Consider the following 17900-nt stretch of genomic DNA (forward strand, 5'->3'; position numbering starts at 1 on the left):
CTTCTAAGTTCATCAGCTTTTGCAAGCATCATGTCTTTTGTTAAATCTCCAATAGGTTCAAGCGAAAAAGCATTTTGATACGATTTTACAGCTCTTTTCATGTCGCCATTAAATTCATAATAACGTGCCAAGTGGTATTCGCCTAACATTGCTTTTGGATAAGATTTACTGGAAAGTTGTGCTAATTGTTCAAATTCATTGTAAGCTTTGTTTTTTAAAATCGCGGCTTCAATTGCTTTGAAATCGTTAACACGAATTGGCATTTTTATTCCGATGGTTTTTTCTAAAACTTCATATTTATTTTTCAAATAATCAACATAACCTGATTCTAGTTTTACAATTTTTTGTTGAAATTCGTCTGTAGAAATTGGTTTGTAAGAAGCGAAAAATTGATAAAGTGCATTTGGAATCGAATATAAAACAAGAGAATAATGAGATGCACCTTTTATTTCATCATATCTGTAATTTAAGTTTGGACTGCTAACAGATTTTATGTTGGTATCCAAAAGTGCAATGTTTTCACGCATTTTTTTAATATCGCCATCTGCTGATGATAAATAATAAAACATGTTTTGTTTTTGGGAAGCTAGTCGGTCGGCAATTCGAACTTCCATTTCGGTTGCAAGCTCTGGACTTAAGTTGATGTAGGCATTAAAAAGAGGTTGATCTTTATATAAGAATAGATTTATAAAACCTGCAGTGACGTCATGTCCGGCGATAATTTTGAAATTTCCAACACGGTATTTTGATTGAATAAATGGTAACAATTCGCCAGCAATAAACTCAAAAAATTTCTCGCCTTTTCCTACTGGTAATCCAGTTGATTCGTCTATTTTACAGTCGTCGTATCGTTCGCTGTTGCCATTTTGGTGCAAACCAACTATGATTGTCTCTGGTAAATCATCCCAATAATTTCCATAACTTAATGCACCATTAAAAGCATCAAAAAGATAATCTCCGTCAAGTAAAACCAATAAAGGATAGGTTTTTTTAGAATCTTTGCTGTAAGATGCTGGAATAGAAATAGTCAAATCTCTGTATTTATCCATTTTTCTAGACAGTACGCTATCTTTTACAATTTGAGAAAATCCGCTAAATGAGAAGCAAAAAAGGAGTAGAAATAAGAATAGTTTTTTCATGTTTTTGATGGGGTTTTATCTGTAAAATACACATTTTTTAACCCAAGCAAGATAATAATTATTTTCTATTTAAAATAGGAAGAAAAACATAAGAAATTATACCTAAAAGGATAGTGAAAATGGTTTGCGAAGTCCAAGCCAACCATCCAAATGCAGTTCCAACATCGTTAGAAATTCCGTACAAACCAAAAATTAATGCTATAGAAAAAGGATATGCTCCCAATCCTCCATTGGAAAAACCAACTGCCAAACTTCCGAAAATGAATCCCATTACTACTATGTTGAACGACATTTCTGCGGTTTCAGGAAGTGCAAAAATGGCTACATAGAACATCATTAAATAGGTAAACCAAATGAAGAAAGAGTGAAAAATGTACTTCCATTTGTTTTCCATTTTTAAAATTGTTGTCATTCCTTCAATTAATCCAGAGAGCTTTTTTTTCAGTTTCAAGATGATTTTCCATTCGGCGTAAATCCAAATTAGAACAAAAATCACGAATAAAATCACACCACATAGTGCCGCAATAAGGATTGATTTTACAGAAACATTTTTTGTTAAAAGAAATTGATATAATGTGTCAAATTGTGATACAAATCCGACGAAGACAAATAATAAAAATATACTAAAATCGACGATTCTTTCGGCAACAATAGTTCCGAATGCCTTGTCGAAAGGTACGTTTTCATATTTTTTTAATAATGCTGCACGCGTAATTTCACCTGATCTTGGAACAGTAAAATTTACAAGATACGACACACAAACAGTATAAAAATTATTGTAAAAATGAGTTTGATATCCTAAATGATTCAAGGCAAATTTCCATCGGTAGGCACGTGACCAAAATCCTAAAAACGCGAAAGCTAATGATAGGAGAATATAGTAATAATTGGCTTTTTGAAAGCTGATTTTTATTTTCTCAATTTCATCAGCAGTTAAGGTGGTAAATTGATAGTATATAATCCCGATTCCAATAAATAATGGAATAAGAATGGTTAACCATTTTCTGATGAATTTTTTCAAAAGATTAGGTCAAAGTATTATCAACTTCATTCGGGAAAACCAACCAAGGCTTGAACGATTTAGCTTCTTCAAAATCTAAAGTAGCATAAGAAATTATAATGATAATGTCTCCAGCATGCACTTTTCTAGCTGCTGGACCATTAAGAGTAATTTCGCCCGAATTTCTTGCGCCTTTAATAGCGTAAGTTTCAAAACGTTCTCCGTTGTTGATATTTACTATTGATACTTTTTCGCCTTCAATTAAGTTTGAGGCGTCCATTAAAGCTTCATCGATAGTGATACTACCAATATAATTTAAATCTGCGCCAGTTACTTTAACGCGATGTATTTTCGATTTTACGACTTGAATTTGCATGGGACAAAGTTAATTTATTTTTTTTATTTAGAATGAAATTGTGTCAATCAATCTTATATTATTAACAAAAACGGCAATGAAACCTCTGTATTTTTTATCTTTACTTTTTCTTACACAAGGCAATAATGTTGCTTCGTCGGCAATTTCAAAGTATTCTAATTCAAATGTTTGATTGTTTTTAAATGTTTTTGAAACGAATTCAGAAACCTCCTTTGCAGATTTCGTGCCAAAAAGAGTTTTAGCTTCACTTATTGTTTTAAAAATAATTGATGCTTTTTCTTTTTCATCGCTTGTAAGGCGTTCGTTTCTTGAGCTCATTGCCAATCCGTTTGGTTCTCTAAAGATTGAACAACCTATTATATTTACTGGAAGATGCTCTTTTTCGACTAACTTTTTTACAATTTGCAATTGCTGAAAATCTTTTTCTCCAAAGTACGCATTGGTTGGATTTACAATTTCGAAGAGACGTTTTACAACTGTACCAACTCCGTCAAAATGTCCGGGTCTAAATTTTCCTTCCATTTGATGTTCTAATCCGTCAAAATCGTAGTGATTGGATTTGGTGTTGCCCTCATAAATATCATCAACAGTTGGTGCATAAACAATAATTTTGTTAGACACCGATTTGATTTTTTCTACATCATTATCAAGCGTTCTAGGATATTTAGCCAAATCTTCTTGATTATTAAACTGAGTAGGATTTACAAAAATACTTATCACAGTTAGCGAATTATTTTCTGTAGATTTTTTTAGTAGCGATAAATGACCAGCATGCAATGCGCCCATGGTAGGCACAAAACCAATTGTAGAATTCAAACTACTATTGGTGTTGATGAAGTGATTTAAATCGACTTTATTGTTAAAAACATTCATGGAGTTTTTATTAAAATAGGGTACAAACTTACTACTTTAGTATTTATCTGCATAAATTTTTGTAATTTTGCATGTTTTTATACCCAATAAATAAATAAATTCAATAATGGAAGATAAGAGGATATTGTATGTATCATCTGAAGTGGTGCCGTATTTAGCAGAGAACGAGGTTTCTTTAATGTCGTATGATGTGCCAAAATTAATTAATGATCAAGGCGGACAGATTCGAATTTTTATGCCTAGGTATGGAAATATAAATGAGAGAAGACATCAATTGCATGAGGTAATTCGTTTATCTGGTATGAATTTAGTTGTTAATGATGTTGACATGCCACTTATTATAAAAGTAGCGTCAATTCCTAAAGAGCGAATTCAAGTTTATTTTATAGACAATGATGAATATTTTAAGAGAAAGGCAACTTTTTCTGACGAAGATGGCGTTATGTATCCTGATAATGACGAACGTGCTATATTCTTTGCAAAAGGAGTTGTAGAAACCGTAAAGAAATTAAATTGGGTTCCAGATATTATTCATGTTCACGGTTGGATGGCTTCAATGTTGCCAATTTACATGAAACATTATTACAAAGATGAAGCGTTGTTTTCTGAAACTAAGATAGTTAGTTCTATCTACAGTCAATCATTTGATGGAAATTTAGATTTAGAAATGATAAACAAAGTAGAATTTGACGGAATTCCAAAAGATGCTATTTCAGATTTGGCAAACCCAACTTATGAAAACATTATTAAAGCTTCAATAAATCACTCTGATGCGGTGATAATTGCTTCCGAAAATCTTTCTGCAAGTTTAACAAAATATATAGAATCTTCAGGAAAACCTTTTTTACCTTTCGCTCCCAAAGATGAGTTTGCAAAGCTTTACACGTCTTTTTATAAAAACATGTTATAATAATTTTTAAAGTTTAATATGAAATTTAATTCTTTTTTTAAAACCCTTTTATTAGGTTTAACTCTGGTACTTTTTGCTTCTTGTGATAAAGATTTTAATGAAGTAGGTACAAACATTATTGGTGAAGATCATTACGATTTTGATGTAGATAGCACAAAAACTGTTGTTGCTTACAACCAGCCTTTTGGAGCAGTTCAAACTAATAATTTACCTACAAATGCATTAGGTTACTACAATCATCCTGTTTTTGGTAAAACCAAAGCTAGTTTTGTAACTCAATTAGAATTAATTGCAGCAAATCCTAAATTTATTAATCCTGCAGCAGTTGATATTGACTCAGTTTACCTGTATGTACCTTATTTTATTAATGCTAGGAAAACAGTAAAAAATAGTCAAACTGGAGATTCAACTTATGAGTTAGATTCTATTTACGGTTCAAGTCCTATTAAGCTGGAAGTTTTCGAGTCAAAATATTATTTAAGAGATTTTGATGCCTCTACTGGTTTAGAAGAAGTACAACGTTATTATTCTAATCAAAAACCATTATTTGACAATAACCACAATACAGTAGCAGGAAGATTGAACGATTCTACGGCACAGATTCAAAATGTGAATTTTGAGTTTAAACCAAATGAAATAAAATTACAGTACTATAATTTTGAAAAAGAGCAAACTGTTGTTAAACAGCGTTTGGCTCCTGGAATTTTTGTAAAATTAAGCAGAGAATTCTTTATGCAAAAATTAGTTAATGCACCAGCAGGAACATTAACTAACAACAATACTTTTAAAGATTATTTTAGAGGTTTATATTTTAGAGTGAATAATTCTGATTCATCTACAGAACAGGGAAGTCTTGCATTACTTGACTTTAAAAAAGGAAAAATAGTTATGTCTTATCATGATGAGACGACTGCAACCAATAATGAAAGGATTAGAAGAGAATTGACTATAAATTTAGGAGGTAATACAGTAAATTTATTTGAAACAGAAAACACAGCTTCGAGTTCAAGTTATATCGCTGCATTAACCAACAATACACCTGATACACCAGCTGGCGATGAAAAATTATACTTGAAAGGTCAAAATGGTTCAATGGCAGTTATTGAATTATTTGGTCCAGATTCACCATTAGATGCTGATGATATTCCAGAAGAACTAGAGGAAATTAAAGCAAATAAATGGTTAATAAACGAGGCAAGTCTAACGTTTTTCATAGATCGTGATGCTATGCTAAGTTCAGAATTTGAACCAATACGTATTTATTTATACGATTTAGAGAACAATGTACCAATTGTTGATTATACTTTTGATGGAACTGAAAATAACGTTAATCCTAAGCTCAATAAATTAATTCACGGTGGAATTATTGAAAGAGACGAAGTGGTAGAAGGCGTGCCTACAAAAGGGATTCAGTACAAAATAAGACTTACAAGGTATCTAATGAGTTTATTGGCAGATGAAAACGCAAGTAAAAATGTAAAATTAGGTTTAGTAGTAACAGAATCTATTGCGGCAATAACAAATGCTAAACTGCAAACGCCAATTACAAATTATAATGATATAAAATTTTCACCATTGGCAAGTGTAATGAATCCACTTGGAACAGTTTTACACGGAACTAATATTTTACCAAATACTGAAAATTATGGTAAGAGGTTAAAACTTAAAATTTATTACACGAAACCTAACTAATTTAATTAAGAGCTTATGTGCGGAATTGTTGGATATATTGGATACAGAGAGGCGTATCCTATTGTTATTAAAGGTTTAAAAAGACTAGAATACAGAGGTTATGATAGTGCTGGAATTATGCTTTATGATGGAACCGATTTAAAGATTTCCAAAACTAAAGGTAAAGTTTCAAACTTAGAAACTAAATCGGCCGAAGAAATTTCTACAAATGGAACCATCGGAATGGGTCATACGCGTTGGGCAACTCATGGAGTTCCTAATGATGTGAATTCGCATCCTCATTTGTCAAATTCTGGGAACTTAGCTATAATTCACAATGGAATCATTGAAAATTATGAGCCATTAAAAAAGGAATTAATTAAAAGAGGTTACGTTTTTAAATCAGATACTGATACTGAGGTATTAGTAAATCTAATTGAAGATGTACAAAAGAAAGACAAATTGAAACTTGGAAAAGCTGTACAAATAGCATTAAACCAAGTGGTTGGAGCCTATGCAATTTGTGTTTTTGATAAACAAAAGCCAGACGAAATAGTTGTTGCTAGATTGGGAAGTCCATTAGCAATTGGAGTTGGTGAAGGTGAGTATTTTATTGCTTCTGATGCATCTCCGTTTATTGAATACACCTCTAATGCTATTTATCTTGAAGATGAAGAAATGGCAATTGTTCGCTTGAACAAACCTTTAAAAATTAGAAAAATTAAAGATGATTCATTAGTTGATCCATATGTTCAAGAGTTGCAAATGAATTTAGAGCAAATTGAAAAAGGTGGTTATGACCATTTTATGCTTAAAGAAATCTATGAGCAACCTAATGTTATAAAAGATACTTACAGAGGAAGACTTCACGCCAATAGCGGAATTATCCAAATGGCAGGAATCGAAGATAACTTAGAGAAGTTTTTAAATGCCGATAGAATATTAATCATCGCTTGTGGAACTTCATGGCATGCTGGTTTAGTTGCAGAATATGTAATTGAAGAGTTTGCAAGAATTCCGGTTGAAGTAGAATATGCTTCAGAATTTAGATATAGAAATCCAATTATCACCAATAAAGATGTGGTAATTGCCATTTCTCAATCGGGTGAAACTGCCGATACCTTAGCTGCAATTAAGTTAGCTAAAGAAAAAGGAGCATTTGTATTTGGAGTTTGTAATGTGGTTGGTTCATCAATTTCAAGAGAAACTCACGCTGGAGCATACACGCATGCTGGACCAGAAATTGGAGTAGCTTCAACAAAAGCTTTTACAACGCAAATTACTGTTTTAACAATGATTGCTCTTCGTCTTGCAAAAGCAAAAGGAACTATGTCTAATTCAGATTTCCACAGATATCTACAAGAACTAGAAGTAATTCCAGAAAAAGTTGCTGAAGCATTAAAATCAACAAATGATATTGCTAAAGAAATAGCTTCAATATATAAAGATGCGCCAAATTGCCTTTACTTAGGAAGAGGTTATAATTTTCCAGTTGCTTTAGAAGGTGCGTTAAAACTAAAAGAGATTTCATACATTCATGCAGAAGGTTATCCAGCAGCAGAAATGAAACACGGACCAATTGCTTTAATTGATGAGAAAATGCCAGTTGTTGTTATTGCTCCTAAACAAGGACATTATGATAAAGTGGTTAGTAATATTCAAGAAATTAAATCTAGAAGTGGTAAAATTATTGCCGTTGTAACTAAAGGTGATACTCAAGTAAAGGAACTTGCCGATCACGTAATTGAAATTCCAGAAACTTCAGATGCTTTATCACCATTGTTAACTACAATTCCTTTGCAATTATTGTCATACCATATTGCAGTAATGAGAGGTTGTAATGTAGATCAACCTAGAAATTTAGCAAAATCGGTAACGGTAGAGTAAAAAAATTAAATTATATTTAAAAAAAGCGAGAAATTTTTCTCGCTTTTTTTATTTTCTCACTTTAACATATTTTTGTGATTTATGTAATAAAATTCAAAAATTAGTATGTATGCATAATATTTTTTTGTTAAAATTAGTATTATGTTATGATTACTTTAAAAAAATAAATATATCATATAAATAATAAAACGCATCATTGATTAGTAATGCCGAAAATTATCCTCGGTTTTTTTATTAATATCAAAAATATTTGTAATTTGGCTACTTAAACCAACAAAATTTAAACCAAATGAAGATTTATTATTTTATTTTGACATTGTTTTTTTGTGGCATTTCATTTGCGCAAAGCACAATATCAGGTTCGGTAAAAGATAGCAAAAACGAACCAATTCCGGGAGCCAATGTTAGGGTTGTTGGAGAATCTGATGGAACTGTTTCAGATGTTGATGGGAAATTCTCATTAAAAACTTCAAAAAAACCACCTTTTTCTGTAGAAATTACAAGTATTGGATACGGAACTCAAACAGTTCAAGTTGCTTCTGCAAACCAAACAATCACTTCAGTTTTAGTTGCAGAAGACACAAAACTTGATGAAATTGTAATCTCAGCTTCGAGAGCTCCAGAGCGAGTGAGAGAATCGCCAGTTACAATTGAAAGAATGAGTATTAAGGACATTAAAAAATCGGCATCTCCAACTTTTTATGATGGTTTAGAAAACCTTAAAGAAGTACATATGAATACAAGTAGTATGTCTTTCAAATCTATCAATACAAGAGGTTTCGCAACTGTAGCTAATACACGTTTCATGCAATTAGTTGATGGTATGGACAACTCTTCTCCTTTGTTAAATTTCGTTTTGGGTAATCTAGTTGGTGTATCAGAATTAGACGTTCAAAGTGTGGAGTTATTGCCTGGTGCATCATCTGCTTTATATGGTGCAAATGCATTCAACGGAATTTTATTCATGAACAGTAAAAGTCCTTTTACAAGTGAAGGTGTTACTGCTTATGCAAAATTGGGACAAACTAGCCAAAGAGCAGCCGGAAATAATTTATATTATGATTACGGAATTAGAGTTGCAAAAGCATTTTCTAAAAGTTTTGCAGCCAAAGCCAACTTTGCTTTTATGAACGGTACAGATTGGTATGCAACAGATTATGATGATTATACTAATCCAGGAAGAGACAGAAGTCACCACAATTATAATGGATTAAACGTGTATGGTGATGAGGTTTCTACAAACATTAGAGATGTCGGTACTGCATTAGTAAATCTTGGTGCAATATCTCCAGCTCAAGCTAGTGTTTTACCAAACTATAATGTAAGTAGAACTGGTTATAACGAAACAGATTTAACAGATAATAAAGTTCAAAACGCTAAAGTTGACTTCTCGTTACACTTTAAACCATTTGCAGATGATTTCGAAATTATTTGGCAAAGTAAATTCGGGTTTGGAAACACAGTTTATCAAGGAGCAAATAGATATTACCTTAACGGGTTTTTCATGCAACAACATAAATTAGAATTGAAAGGTAAAAATTTCTTCGTTAGAGGATATACAACTACTGAAGACGGAGGAAAATCTTATGACATGTTATTTACAGGTATTAATGTAAATAGATCATGGAAACCAGATTCAACTTGGTTCGGACAATACGCTGGTGCTTATATTCAAAATACTTTATTAGCAGGTGCAACTCCAGAGCAAGCTCATGCTGCAGCAAGATTAGTAGCAGATTCAGGAAGATTCCTTCCAGGTTCAGCAGAGTTCGTTAATGCTTTCAATAATGTTACTAGTGATGCTAGCGTATTAACAGGTTCTAAACTAGTAGATAATTCTAGAATTTATCACTCAGATGCTAATTATAACTTCAAAGATTTAGTTGAATTTGCAGAAATTCAAGTAGGAGGTTCTTTCAGATTGTATGAACTAAATTCTGGAGGTAGAATTTACACTGATGCCGATAGTCAAATTAATTATACTGATTATGGTGCTTACACGCAACTTCAGAAAAAATTCTTAGAAGACAGATTGAAATTTACAGGATCAGTTCGTTACGATAAATCTAAAAACTTTGATGGAAATTTCTCTCCTAGAGTTTCACTTGTATATTCTGCAGGACAAGAAAAAAACCACAATTTCAGAGGATCGTTTCAAACAGGTTTCCGTAATCCTACAACACAAGATCAATACATCGGATTCAATGTAGGAACTGCAGTTCTTTTAGGTTCTGCTCCAGACAACTTAACACGTTTTTCAGAAACGTTACCAGTTTCTGTAAATGGACAAGCGTTTGCAGGTTCATCTTCAGTTGTAATGAACGGTATCAATGCTTACCAAAACTCTTACACGGCTGCTTCTGCAACTGCTTTTGGTGCTGCTGTTGCTGCTTCTGCTCCAACAAATGCTGCGCAACTTGCTGCTGCAATTGTAGCGAATTCTAATTTATTAGTTAGAACCGATGTAGATTTCGTAAAACCAGAAACTGTAAAAGCGTTCGAATTAGGATATAGAGGTCAAGTAAAAGATTTCTCATTTGATATCAACGGATACTACAATATCTATAATGATTTCATCGGAAACTTAACCGTTGTTGCGCCTTACTACGGAACGACAACTAATGGTGGTGGTGATTTCACTCCAACAGGTGAAGCATTCCAATCGGCTTTCGCTTTAACTCAAGGTGATAGAAGAGCATACCAATTATATACAAATACTGATGTTGAAATTCAGTCGTTAGGATTTGGTATTGGAGTGAATAAAAAAGTATTCAAAAACTTCGAATTAGGTGCTAACTATAACTACGCTCAATTCGAATTTGATCAAGAAAAAGACCCAAGTTTTGAGCCAGGATTTAACACTCCAAAACATAGAGTAAAAGGAACTATTAGCAATGATAGATTATTCAAAAACTTCGGATTTAATGTAAGTGGAAGATGGAATAGCGAATATTTATACCAAGCATCTTTCGCAGATGGAACTATTGAAGCAGCAACAGTTTTTGATGCTCAAATTAGTTATGGTTTCCCTAAATTAAAATCAACTTTAAAAGTAGGAGCAACTAATATCGCTGGAAAAGAATACAGACAAATTATTGGAGCTGGTTTAATCGGACAACAATATTTTGCTTCATGGACAATTAATCCATAATTAAATCAAAATAATAAAACATATAAGTATTATGATAAAAAATATCAAATGGCTACTATTAGTTTCTTTAACTTTTGTAGCATGTAATAGTGACGATGATGTTACAACTAAACCAGATTCAACTGACGGTTTGCCTTTAACTGCAGGTTCAGCAGATTTTTCTAAATATGTTGCTCTTGGTAATTCATTAACTGCTGGTTTCAGCGATAGTGCACTATTTATTGAAGGACAAAAAGGAGCTTACACCAATATATTAGCACAACGTTTTGCGTTAGTTGGTGGTGGTGAATTTAAAATTCCATACATGGCAGACAATACTGGTGGATTACTTCTTGGTGGAATGCAAATTCAAGGACCAAGATTGTTTTTCAATGGTACAGGTCCAGTTCCAGTTTCTGGTACACCAACTACTGAAATCACAAATACTTTGTCTGGACCATTCAATAACATGGGTGTTCCTGGTGCCAAAAGTTTTCATCTAGTTGCTCCAGGTTATGGAAACGTAGCTGGTGTTCCTTCAGGACAAGCTAATCCATATTTTGTGCGTTTTGCATCATCTCCATCAACAACAATTGTTGCTGATGCTGTTGCTCAAAACCCAACGTTCTTTTCTTTATGGATAGGGAATAATGACGTTTTAAGTTTTGCTACTTCTGGAGGAGTTGGAACAAATCAAACTGGAAATTTAAATCCAGCAACTTATGGAGCAAATGATATTACAGATCCAACCGTTTTTGCTTCTGTTTACAACTCGATGGTTAATTCTTTAACTGCAAATGGTGCTAAAGGTGTTGTTGCAAATATTCCTTATGTAACTTCTGTTCCTTATTTTACAACAGTACCAACAAATCCTATTCCAGGGTTACCACCATCAAGTGCTGCTCAATTAAATCAGTTGTTTGGTGGTATTAATGCGGCTTTGACTGCAAATGGTTTGCCAACAAGATTTGCAACATTAGTTGCAACTGACGGAAATCCTGCAACTGTAGAAGCTAATCCTTTATTAATTAGAGATGAAAGTTTGATAAATATTTCTGGTGCAATAACTGCTGCACTTACTCCATTATTTGGTGCTCCAACTGCAGGTTATTTAGGAAGTTTATATGGTCAAGCTAGACATGCTAGTAATGCTGCTGCGACTAGAGATTATATTGTTTTACCAGCAAGAGGTGTTATTGGAACTACACAAGCTGGTGCGCCAGCTCCGTTTAATACGATAGGAGTTTCATTTCCAATGCCTGACAGTACAACGCTTACTGCTTCAGAAACTGCAATGGTTAAAACAGCAACTGACGCTTACAACGCTTCAATTCAATCAATTGCTACTGCTAAGGGTTTAGCATTTGTTGATGCAAATTCGGTTTTAAACCAAGTTGCCAATGGCGGACTTTCTGCAAACGGTTTTAGTGTAACTTCGACTTATGTAACTGGAGGAGGTTTTTCTCTTGATGGTGTTCATCCAAGTCCAAGAGGTTATGCTTTAATAGCTAATAAATTCTTAGAAGCAATAAATGCTAAATATGGTTCTAATTTAAAAGGTGTAGATTTAGGAAACTATAGAATACTTTTCCCACAAAATCCAGCTAATTTTTAATAGAAAAATTATTTATTCACAAAAAAACCATCTATGTAAATAGGTGGTTTTTTGCTTTTAGGATAGCTCATTATTGACATAATAGCTTCTAAATCAAAAAAAAATCAAAATTTGAGTAAAAAAATAGCGTTTTTTTGTTGATTTTCTATTTAGAAAATTTACCTTTGCACTCTGAAAAAAGACATCATTTTTTCATTTCTAAAACGCTATTAAATAAATACATAAGCAATGTCAAAAGCAATAGGAAAAGTTTCTCAAATCATCGGACCAGTAGTTGACGTAGTATTCAACAGTAAAGATGCTGAATTACCAAAAATTTACGATTCATTAGAAATCACTAAAAAAGATGGTACATTATTAGTACTTGAAGTGCAATCTCACATTGGTGAAGACACTGTTCGTACAATCTCAATGGATTCTACTGACGGTTTAAGTAGAGGTACAGATGTAGTTTCTACAGGAAATCCAATTCAAATGCCAATCGGTGCAGATGTTTACGGACGTCTTTTCAACGTAATTGGTGATGCAATTGATGGTTTAGGAAATTTACCAAAAACAGGAGAAAACGGAATGTCAATTCACCGTACAGCTCCAAGATTCGAAGATTTATCTACATCTTCTGAAGTTTTATTCACAGGTATCAAAGTAATCGACCTTATCGAGCCTTATTCTAAAGGTGGAAAAATTGGATTATTTGGTGGTGCTGGTGTTGGTAAAACAGTATTAATTCAGGAGTTAATTAACAATATCGCTAAAGGTCACGGTGGACTTTCTGTATTCGCAGGAGTAGGTGAAAGAACACGTGAAGGAAATGACTTACTTCGTGAGATGTTAGAGTCAGGAATTATTAAATACGGTGACGATTTCATGCACTCTATGGAAAATGGAGGATGGGATTTATCTAAAGTTGATAAACCAGGAATGAGAGAGTCTAAAGCTACTTTCGTTTTCGGTCAAATGAATGAGCCACCAGGAGCAAGAGCTCGTGTTGCTTTATCAGGATTATCTATCGCAGAATATTTCCGTGATGGTGCAGGTTCAGATCAAGGTAAAGACGTACTTTTCTTCGTTGATAATATCTTCCGTTTTACACAAGCAGGTTCAGAGGTTTCGGCTCTTTTAGGTCGTATGCCATCTGCGGTAGGTTACCAACCAACATTAGCAACAGAAATGGGTGCGATGCAAGAGCGTATCACATCTACTAAAAAAGGATCTATTACATCGGTACAAGCGGTTTACGTTCCTGCGGATGACTTAACCGATCCAGCTCCAGCAACAACATTTGCTCACTTAGATGCAACAACTGTATTGTCTCGTAAAATTGCTGAGTTAGGTATTTATCCTGCGGTTGATCCATTGGATTCAACTTCAAGAATCTTAACACCACAAATTTTAGGAAACGAACACTACGATTGTGCTCAAAGAGTAAAGGAAATCCTTCAAAAATACAAACAACTTCAAGATATCATCGCTATCCTTGGTATGGAAGAATTATCTGAAGAAGATAAACTTTCTGTATCTCGTGCACGTAGAGTTCAAAGATTCTTATCTCAACCATTCCACGTAGCTGAGCAGTTTACAGGTATTCCTGGAGTATTAGTTGACATTAAAGATACTATCAAAGGATTCAACATGATTATCGATGGTGAATTAGACCACTTGCCAGAAGCTGCTTTCAACCTTAAAGGAACAATTGAAGACGCTATCGAAGCAGGACAAAAAATGTTAGCAGAAGCTTAAATCAAGCGAAGCTTGATAAACTTCAAAAATAAAATCACAAATCCCAATTTGGAATTTGGAATTTTAAAATTTGGAATTTTAAATAAAAATTATGATTTTAGAAATAGTATCACCAGAAGCTACATTATTTAAAGGCGAAGTAACTTCGGTAACTTTACCAGGTGTTGACGGTTCGTTCCAAATATTGAACAACCACGCGCCAATAGTTTCTATTTTAAAACAAGGAATAGTAAAAATTGCTGCAACAAGTTTTAAATTCGAAAAAGAAGTTGTAGAAAAGTTTACTAAAATAAACGACCAAAACTACACTCTTGAAATTTCTTCAGGAACTATCGAAATGAAAGACAATAAAGTAATTGTTTTAGCCGACTAAGACAATTCAAAATACAACAAAAAGCCAAGCAGTAATGTTTGGCTTTTTTTTTAATCTGAACTCGTTTCAGATTCTCTAGTCCATGCAAAAGTGTTGTTAGTATTTGAAGCTATTTCCAGCTATCCGTTCCAAGATTTTGCCATAAAAACAATTTTTCTACGGCGTAAAAAGTCCCGAAGTTTCGGGATCCGTTCGTCGCTTTTTTACACCAAGAAAAACTACAACTTTTTAACTCCGGGCTTTTCGTTTCTATCTGGGCTAGGCTTTGGCGGTAAATAGACGTTTATTTTTTAGTAGCAACAATAGAAAAAACCATCGGAATTTTATTTTCTAAATGTTTAATTCTAAATTTATTAGGCTCAAATTCTTCTATTTCTTTAAAGCAATTGTACGGAGAAAAATCATATTCATTAAACGATTTTAACTCTAATCCGCTATTTATCAACGCATTTAAAACCTCAGAAGTTGAATGATTCCAAGTAATCGTTTGTGCTTTAATGTCAGAATATCTGTCGGCATAAGTTCCCGATTCGTCCTCAATAATAGTTTCAACATTGAAATAATTATAATGAACTTCCTTAAAATAATCGTCAAACATCCAAACCACAGGATGAAATTCTGCAAAAATAAATTTCCCATCGGGTTTTAAAAAATGCGAAACTACATTCGCCCATTTATCCAAATCGGGCAACCAACCAATCGTTCCATAACTTGTAAAAACAATATCAAATTTTTCATCAAGATGATTCGGTAAATCATAAATATCACAACAAATAAAAGTAGTATCCAGGTTTAATTGTTGAGCAAATTCTCTAGCTTTTTCAATTGCTCTATCAGATAAGTCAATGCCGGTTGCTATCGCACCCATTCTAGAAAAAGTCATAGTATCTTGACCGAAATGACATTGCAAATGCAAAATTTTCTTTCCAGAAATGTCTCCTAATAATTCCAATTCAATAGATTGCAAAGTCGATTTTCCGTTAAGAAATCCTTCGTTATCATAAAAATCAGATGCAATGTGAACATCAGTTTTATTGTTCCAAGTGGCTTTATTTATATTGAGGTAATCGTTTTGGTTTTCCATATTTGAGGTAAATTAGTATAGATTCAAACTATTGTCTCTTACAAAACTAGCAATTTTATTTCGCTAATTTTCACAAATTATAGATTTAACTAATTACTATTTTCTATTTTTGCAGAACACAACTAAGCTACAATGTACAAATTACTAATTCGTCCGATACTTTTTTGGTTTGATCCAGAAGAAGTGCATTATTTTACCTTTTCATTAATTCGTTTTTTATCTAAAATCCCAGGATTTTCTTCACTTTTCAAATCCTTATATTTAGTAAACGACAAACGATTGGAAACCGAAGTTTTCGGATTAAAATTCCCAAATCCAGTAGGATTAGCAGCAGGTTTCGATAAAAATGCTGTTTTATACAAAGAACTTTCCAACTTCGGTTTTGGGTTTATTGAAATCGGAACGTTAACGCCGGTTGGTCAAGAAGGAAATCCAAAAAAACGATTGTTCCGATTAAAAGAAGACTCGGCAATCATCAACAGAATGGGTTTCAATAATGAAGGTGTTCAAGCTGCTGTAGAACGTTTAAAGAACAATAAAAACGTTTTAATAGGTGGAAACATTGGAAAAAACAAGCTTACGCCAAATGAAAATGCGACGCAAGATTACGAAATTTGCTTCGAAGCACTTTTCGATTATGTCGATTATTTTGTAGTAAATGTAAGTTCACCAAACACGCCAAACCTTCGTGAACTTCAAGATAAAAAACCATTAACCGAACTTTTAACAACACTCGAAACCCGAAACTCGCAACACGCAACCAAGAAGCCAATTCTTCTAAAAATCGCTCCAGATTTAACCGATTCGCAACTTTTAGACATTATTGATATCGTAAACGAAACCAAAATTGCTGGAGTAATTGCAACCAACACAACGCTTTCAAGAGAAGGTTTGAAATCCGAAAATAAATCAGAAATGGGCGGATTATCTGGTAAACCATTAGCCAATCGTTCTACAGAAGTAATCCGATTTTTATCTGAAAAAAGTAATAAATCATTTCCAATTATTGGTGTCGGCGGAATCCATTCTGCTCAAGATGCTATTGAAAAATTGGAAGCTGGAGCCAGTTTGATCCAACTTTACACAGGTTTTATTTATGAAGGTCCGCAATTGGTAAAAGATATAAATAAAGCTATTCTTAAAAAATTAAAATAAACTTTGTGACTTTGCGACTTTGTGGCAAAAACTTTTTTTATCTTTGGCTTCCAATGGAAAAAATCAAAATCATAGAATGTCCGCGCGATGCCATGCAAGGCATCAAACCGTTTATTCCTACCCAACGAAAAGTAGATTATATTCAATCGTTGCTTCGCGTAGGCTTTGATACCATTGATTTTGGGAGTTTTGTTTCGCCCAAAGCAATTCCGCAAATGGTCGATACTGCCGAGGTTTTAGCACAGCTCGATTTGTCGCAAACTACAAGTAAATTACTTGCAATTATCGCCAATACTCAAGGAGCAGAATTGGCTTCTGTTCATAAAGAAATTCAGTATTTAGGATTTCCATTTTCTATTTCAGAGAATTTCCAAATGCGAAATACCCACAAAACCATTGCCGAAAGTTTGGTTACTTTACAAGAAATTTTAAACATTGCTGATAAATCCAATAAAGAAGTCGTAACCTATATCTCAATGGGTTTCGGAAATCCTTATGGCGATCCATGGAACGTAGAAATTGTAGGCGAATGGACCGAAAAGTTGGCCAATATGGGTGTGAAAATTCTATCACTTTCCGACACAGTTGGAAGTTCAACTCCAGAAGTAATTGACTATTTATTTTCGAATTTAATTACAAAATATCCAAACATCGAATTCGGAGCACATCTTCACACAACACCAGACAAATGGCACGAAAAAATCGATGCTGCTTACAAAGCTGGTTGCCGTCGTTATGATGGTGCTATTCAAGGTTTTGGCGGTTGTCCAATGGCAAAAGACGATTTAACAGGCAACATGCCAACCGAAAAAATGTTGTCTTATTTTACAGCACAAAAAGCCAATACCAATACAAGTCCAATGAGTTTTGAAAGCGCTTACAACGTTGCTTCAAGATTATTTGGAGAGTTTCATTAGAAGTTTTAGTTTTTAGTCTCAGTTTTCAGT

Annotated in this window: 14 protein-coding genes; 9 read left to right on the top strand and 5 right to left on the bottom strand. The window is 33.4% G+C overall.

What is annotated here, in order from left to right; translation table 11 throughout:
- The 4 genes from DIU01_RS08670 to panC form a co-directional block, all read right to left on the bottom strand.
- On the bottom strand, nucleotides 1–1139 hold a 1139-nt coding region (locus tag DIU01_RS08670), incomplete at its 3' end, for an alpha/beta hydrolase-fold protein (protein WP_290833535.1).
- A 58-nt stretch (nucleotides 1140–1197) separates the two neighbouring features.
- Complete coding sequence (locus DIU01_RS08675) at nucleotides 1198–2160, bottom strand: lysylphosphatidylglycerol synthase transmembrane domain-containing protein (protein WP_290833537.1); 963 nt, start codon at nucleotides 2158–2160, stop codon at nucleotides 1198–1200.
- Between the two features lie 4 nt (nucleotides 2161–2164).
- Complete coding sequence (panD, locus tag DIU01_RS08680) at nucleotides 2165–2515, bottom strand: aspartate 1-decarboxylase (protein ID WP_290833539.1); 351 nt, start codon at nucleotides 2513–2515, stop codon at nucleotides 2165–2167.
- 27 nt (nucleotides 2516–2542) lie between these two features.
- Nucleotides 2543–3388 carry a pantoate--beta-alanine ligase gene (gene panC, locus DIU01_RS08685; RefSeq protein ID WP_290833541.1) on the bottom strand — a complete coding sequence of 282 codons (846 nt, stop codon included), beginning with the start codon at nucleotides 3386–3388 and terminating at the stop codon, nucleotides 2543–2545.
- Nucleotides 3389–3494: 106 nt separating this feature from the next.
- Between panC and DIU01_RS08690 the strand changes: the two genes are divergently transcribed.
- The 7 genes from DIU01_RS08690 to DIU01_RS08720 all read left to right on the top strand — a co-directional run bounded on the left by DIU01_RS08690 (nucleotide 3495) and on the right by DIU01_RS08720 (nucleotide 14714).
- Nucleotides 3495–4298 carry a glycogen/starch synthase gene (locus DIU01_RS08690; RefSeq protein ID WP_290833543.1) on the top strand — a complete coding sequence of 268 codons (804 nt, stop codon included), beginning with the start codon at nucleotides 3495–3497 and terminating at the stop codon, nucleotides 4296–4298.
- A gap of 18 nt (nucleotides 4299–4316) precedes the next feature.
- Nucleotides 4317–5990 (top strand): DUF4270 domain-containing protein, encoded by a 1674-nt coding sequence (locus DIU01_RS08695; protein ID WP_290833545.1) that lies wholly within the window; start codon nucleotides 4317–4319, stop codon nucleotides 5988–5990.
- A gap of 15 nt (nucleotides 5991–6005) precedes the next feature.
- The gene (gene glmS, locus DIU01_RS08700) at nucleotides 6006–7856 is read left to right on the top strand and encodes a glutamine--fructose-6-phosphate transaminase (isomerizing) (RefSeq protein WP_290833547.1); all 1851 of its coding nucleotides are present in this window, start codon (nucleotides 6006–6008) and stop codon (nucleotides 7854–7856) included.
- A 289-nt stretch (nucleotides 7857–8145) separates the two neighbouring features.
- Nucleotides 8146–11007, top strand: a complete 2862-nt coding sequence (locus tag DIU01_RS08705; protein ID WP_290833549.1) for a TonB-dependent receptor — start codon at nucleotides 8146–8148, stop codon at nucleotides 11005–11007.
- A 31-nt stretch (nucleotides 11008–11038) separates the two neighbouring features.
- Nucleotides 11039–12601, top strand: a complete 1563-nt coding sequence (locus DIU01_RS08710) for a G-D-S-L family lipolytic protein (protein WP_290833551.1) — start codon at nucleotides 11039–11041, stop codon at nucleotides 12599–12601.
- A 228-nt stretch (nucleotides 12602–12829) separates the two neighbouring features.
- A complete protein-coding gene (atpD, locus tag DIU01_RS08715; RefSeq protein ID WP_035124873.1) occupies nucleotides 12830–14341 on the top strand; it encodes a F0F1 ATP synthase subunit beta in 1512 nt (503 codons plus the stop codon).
- Between the two features lie 91 nt (nucleotides 14342–14432).
- Nucleotides 14433–14714 carry a F0F1 ATP synthase subunit epsilon gene (locus DIU01_RS08720; protein WP_290833554.1) on the top strand — a complete coding sequence of 94 codons (282 nt, stop codon included), beginning with the start codon at nucleotides 14433–14435 and terminating at the stop codon, nucleotides 14712–14714.
- Nucleotides 14715–14997: 283 nt separating this feature from the next.
- On the opposite strand, the gene DIU01_RS08725 is transcribed toward DIU01_RS08720, so the two are convergent.
- On the bottom strand, nucleotides 14998–15798 hold the full coding sequence (locus DIU01_RS08725) for a bifunctional 2-polyprenyl-6-hydroxyphenol methylase/3-demethylubiquinol 3-O-methyltransferase UbiG (protein ID WP_290833556.1): 801 nt from the start codon (nucleotides 15796–15798) through the stop codon (nucleotides 14998–15000).
- A gap of 132 nt (nucleotides 15799–15930) precedes the next feature.
- Between DIU01_RS08725 and DIU01_RS08730 the strand changes: the two genes are divergently transcribed.
- Nucleotides 15931–16953, top strand: a complete 1023-nt coding sequence (locus DIU01_RS08730) for a quinone-dependent dihydroorotate dehydrogenase (RefSeq protein ID WP_290833558.1) — start codon at nucleotides 15931–15933, stop codon at nucleotides 16951–16953.
- A 53-nt stretch (nucleotides 16954–17006) separates the two neighbouring features.
- Entirely contained in the window at nucleotides 17007–17870 is an 864-nt protein-coding gene (locus DIU01_RS08735; protein WP_290833560.1) for a hydroxymethylglutaryl-CoA lyase, read from the top strand.
- Nucleotides 17871–17900 lie beyond the last annotated feature (30 nt).

The organism is Flavobacterium sp. (assembly GCF_003525665.1).
GTDB lineage: Bacteria > Bacteroidota > Bacteroidia > Flavobacteriales > Flavobacteriaceae > Flavobacterium.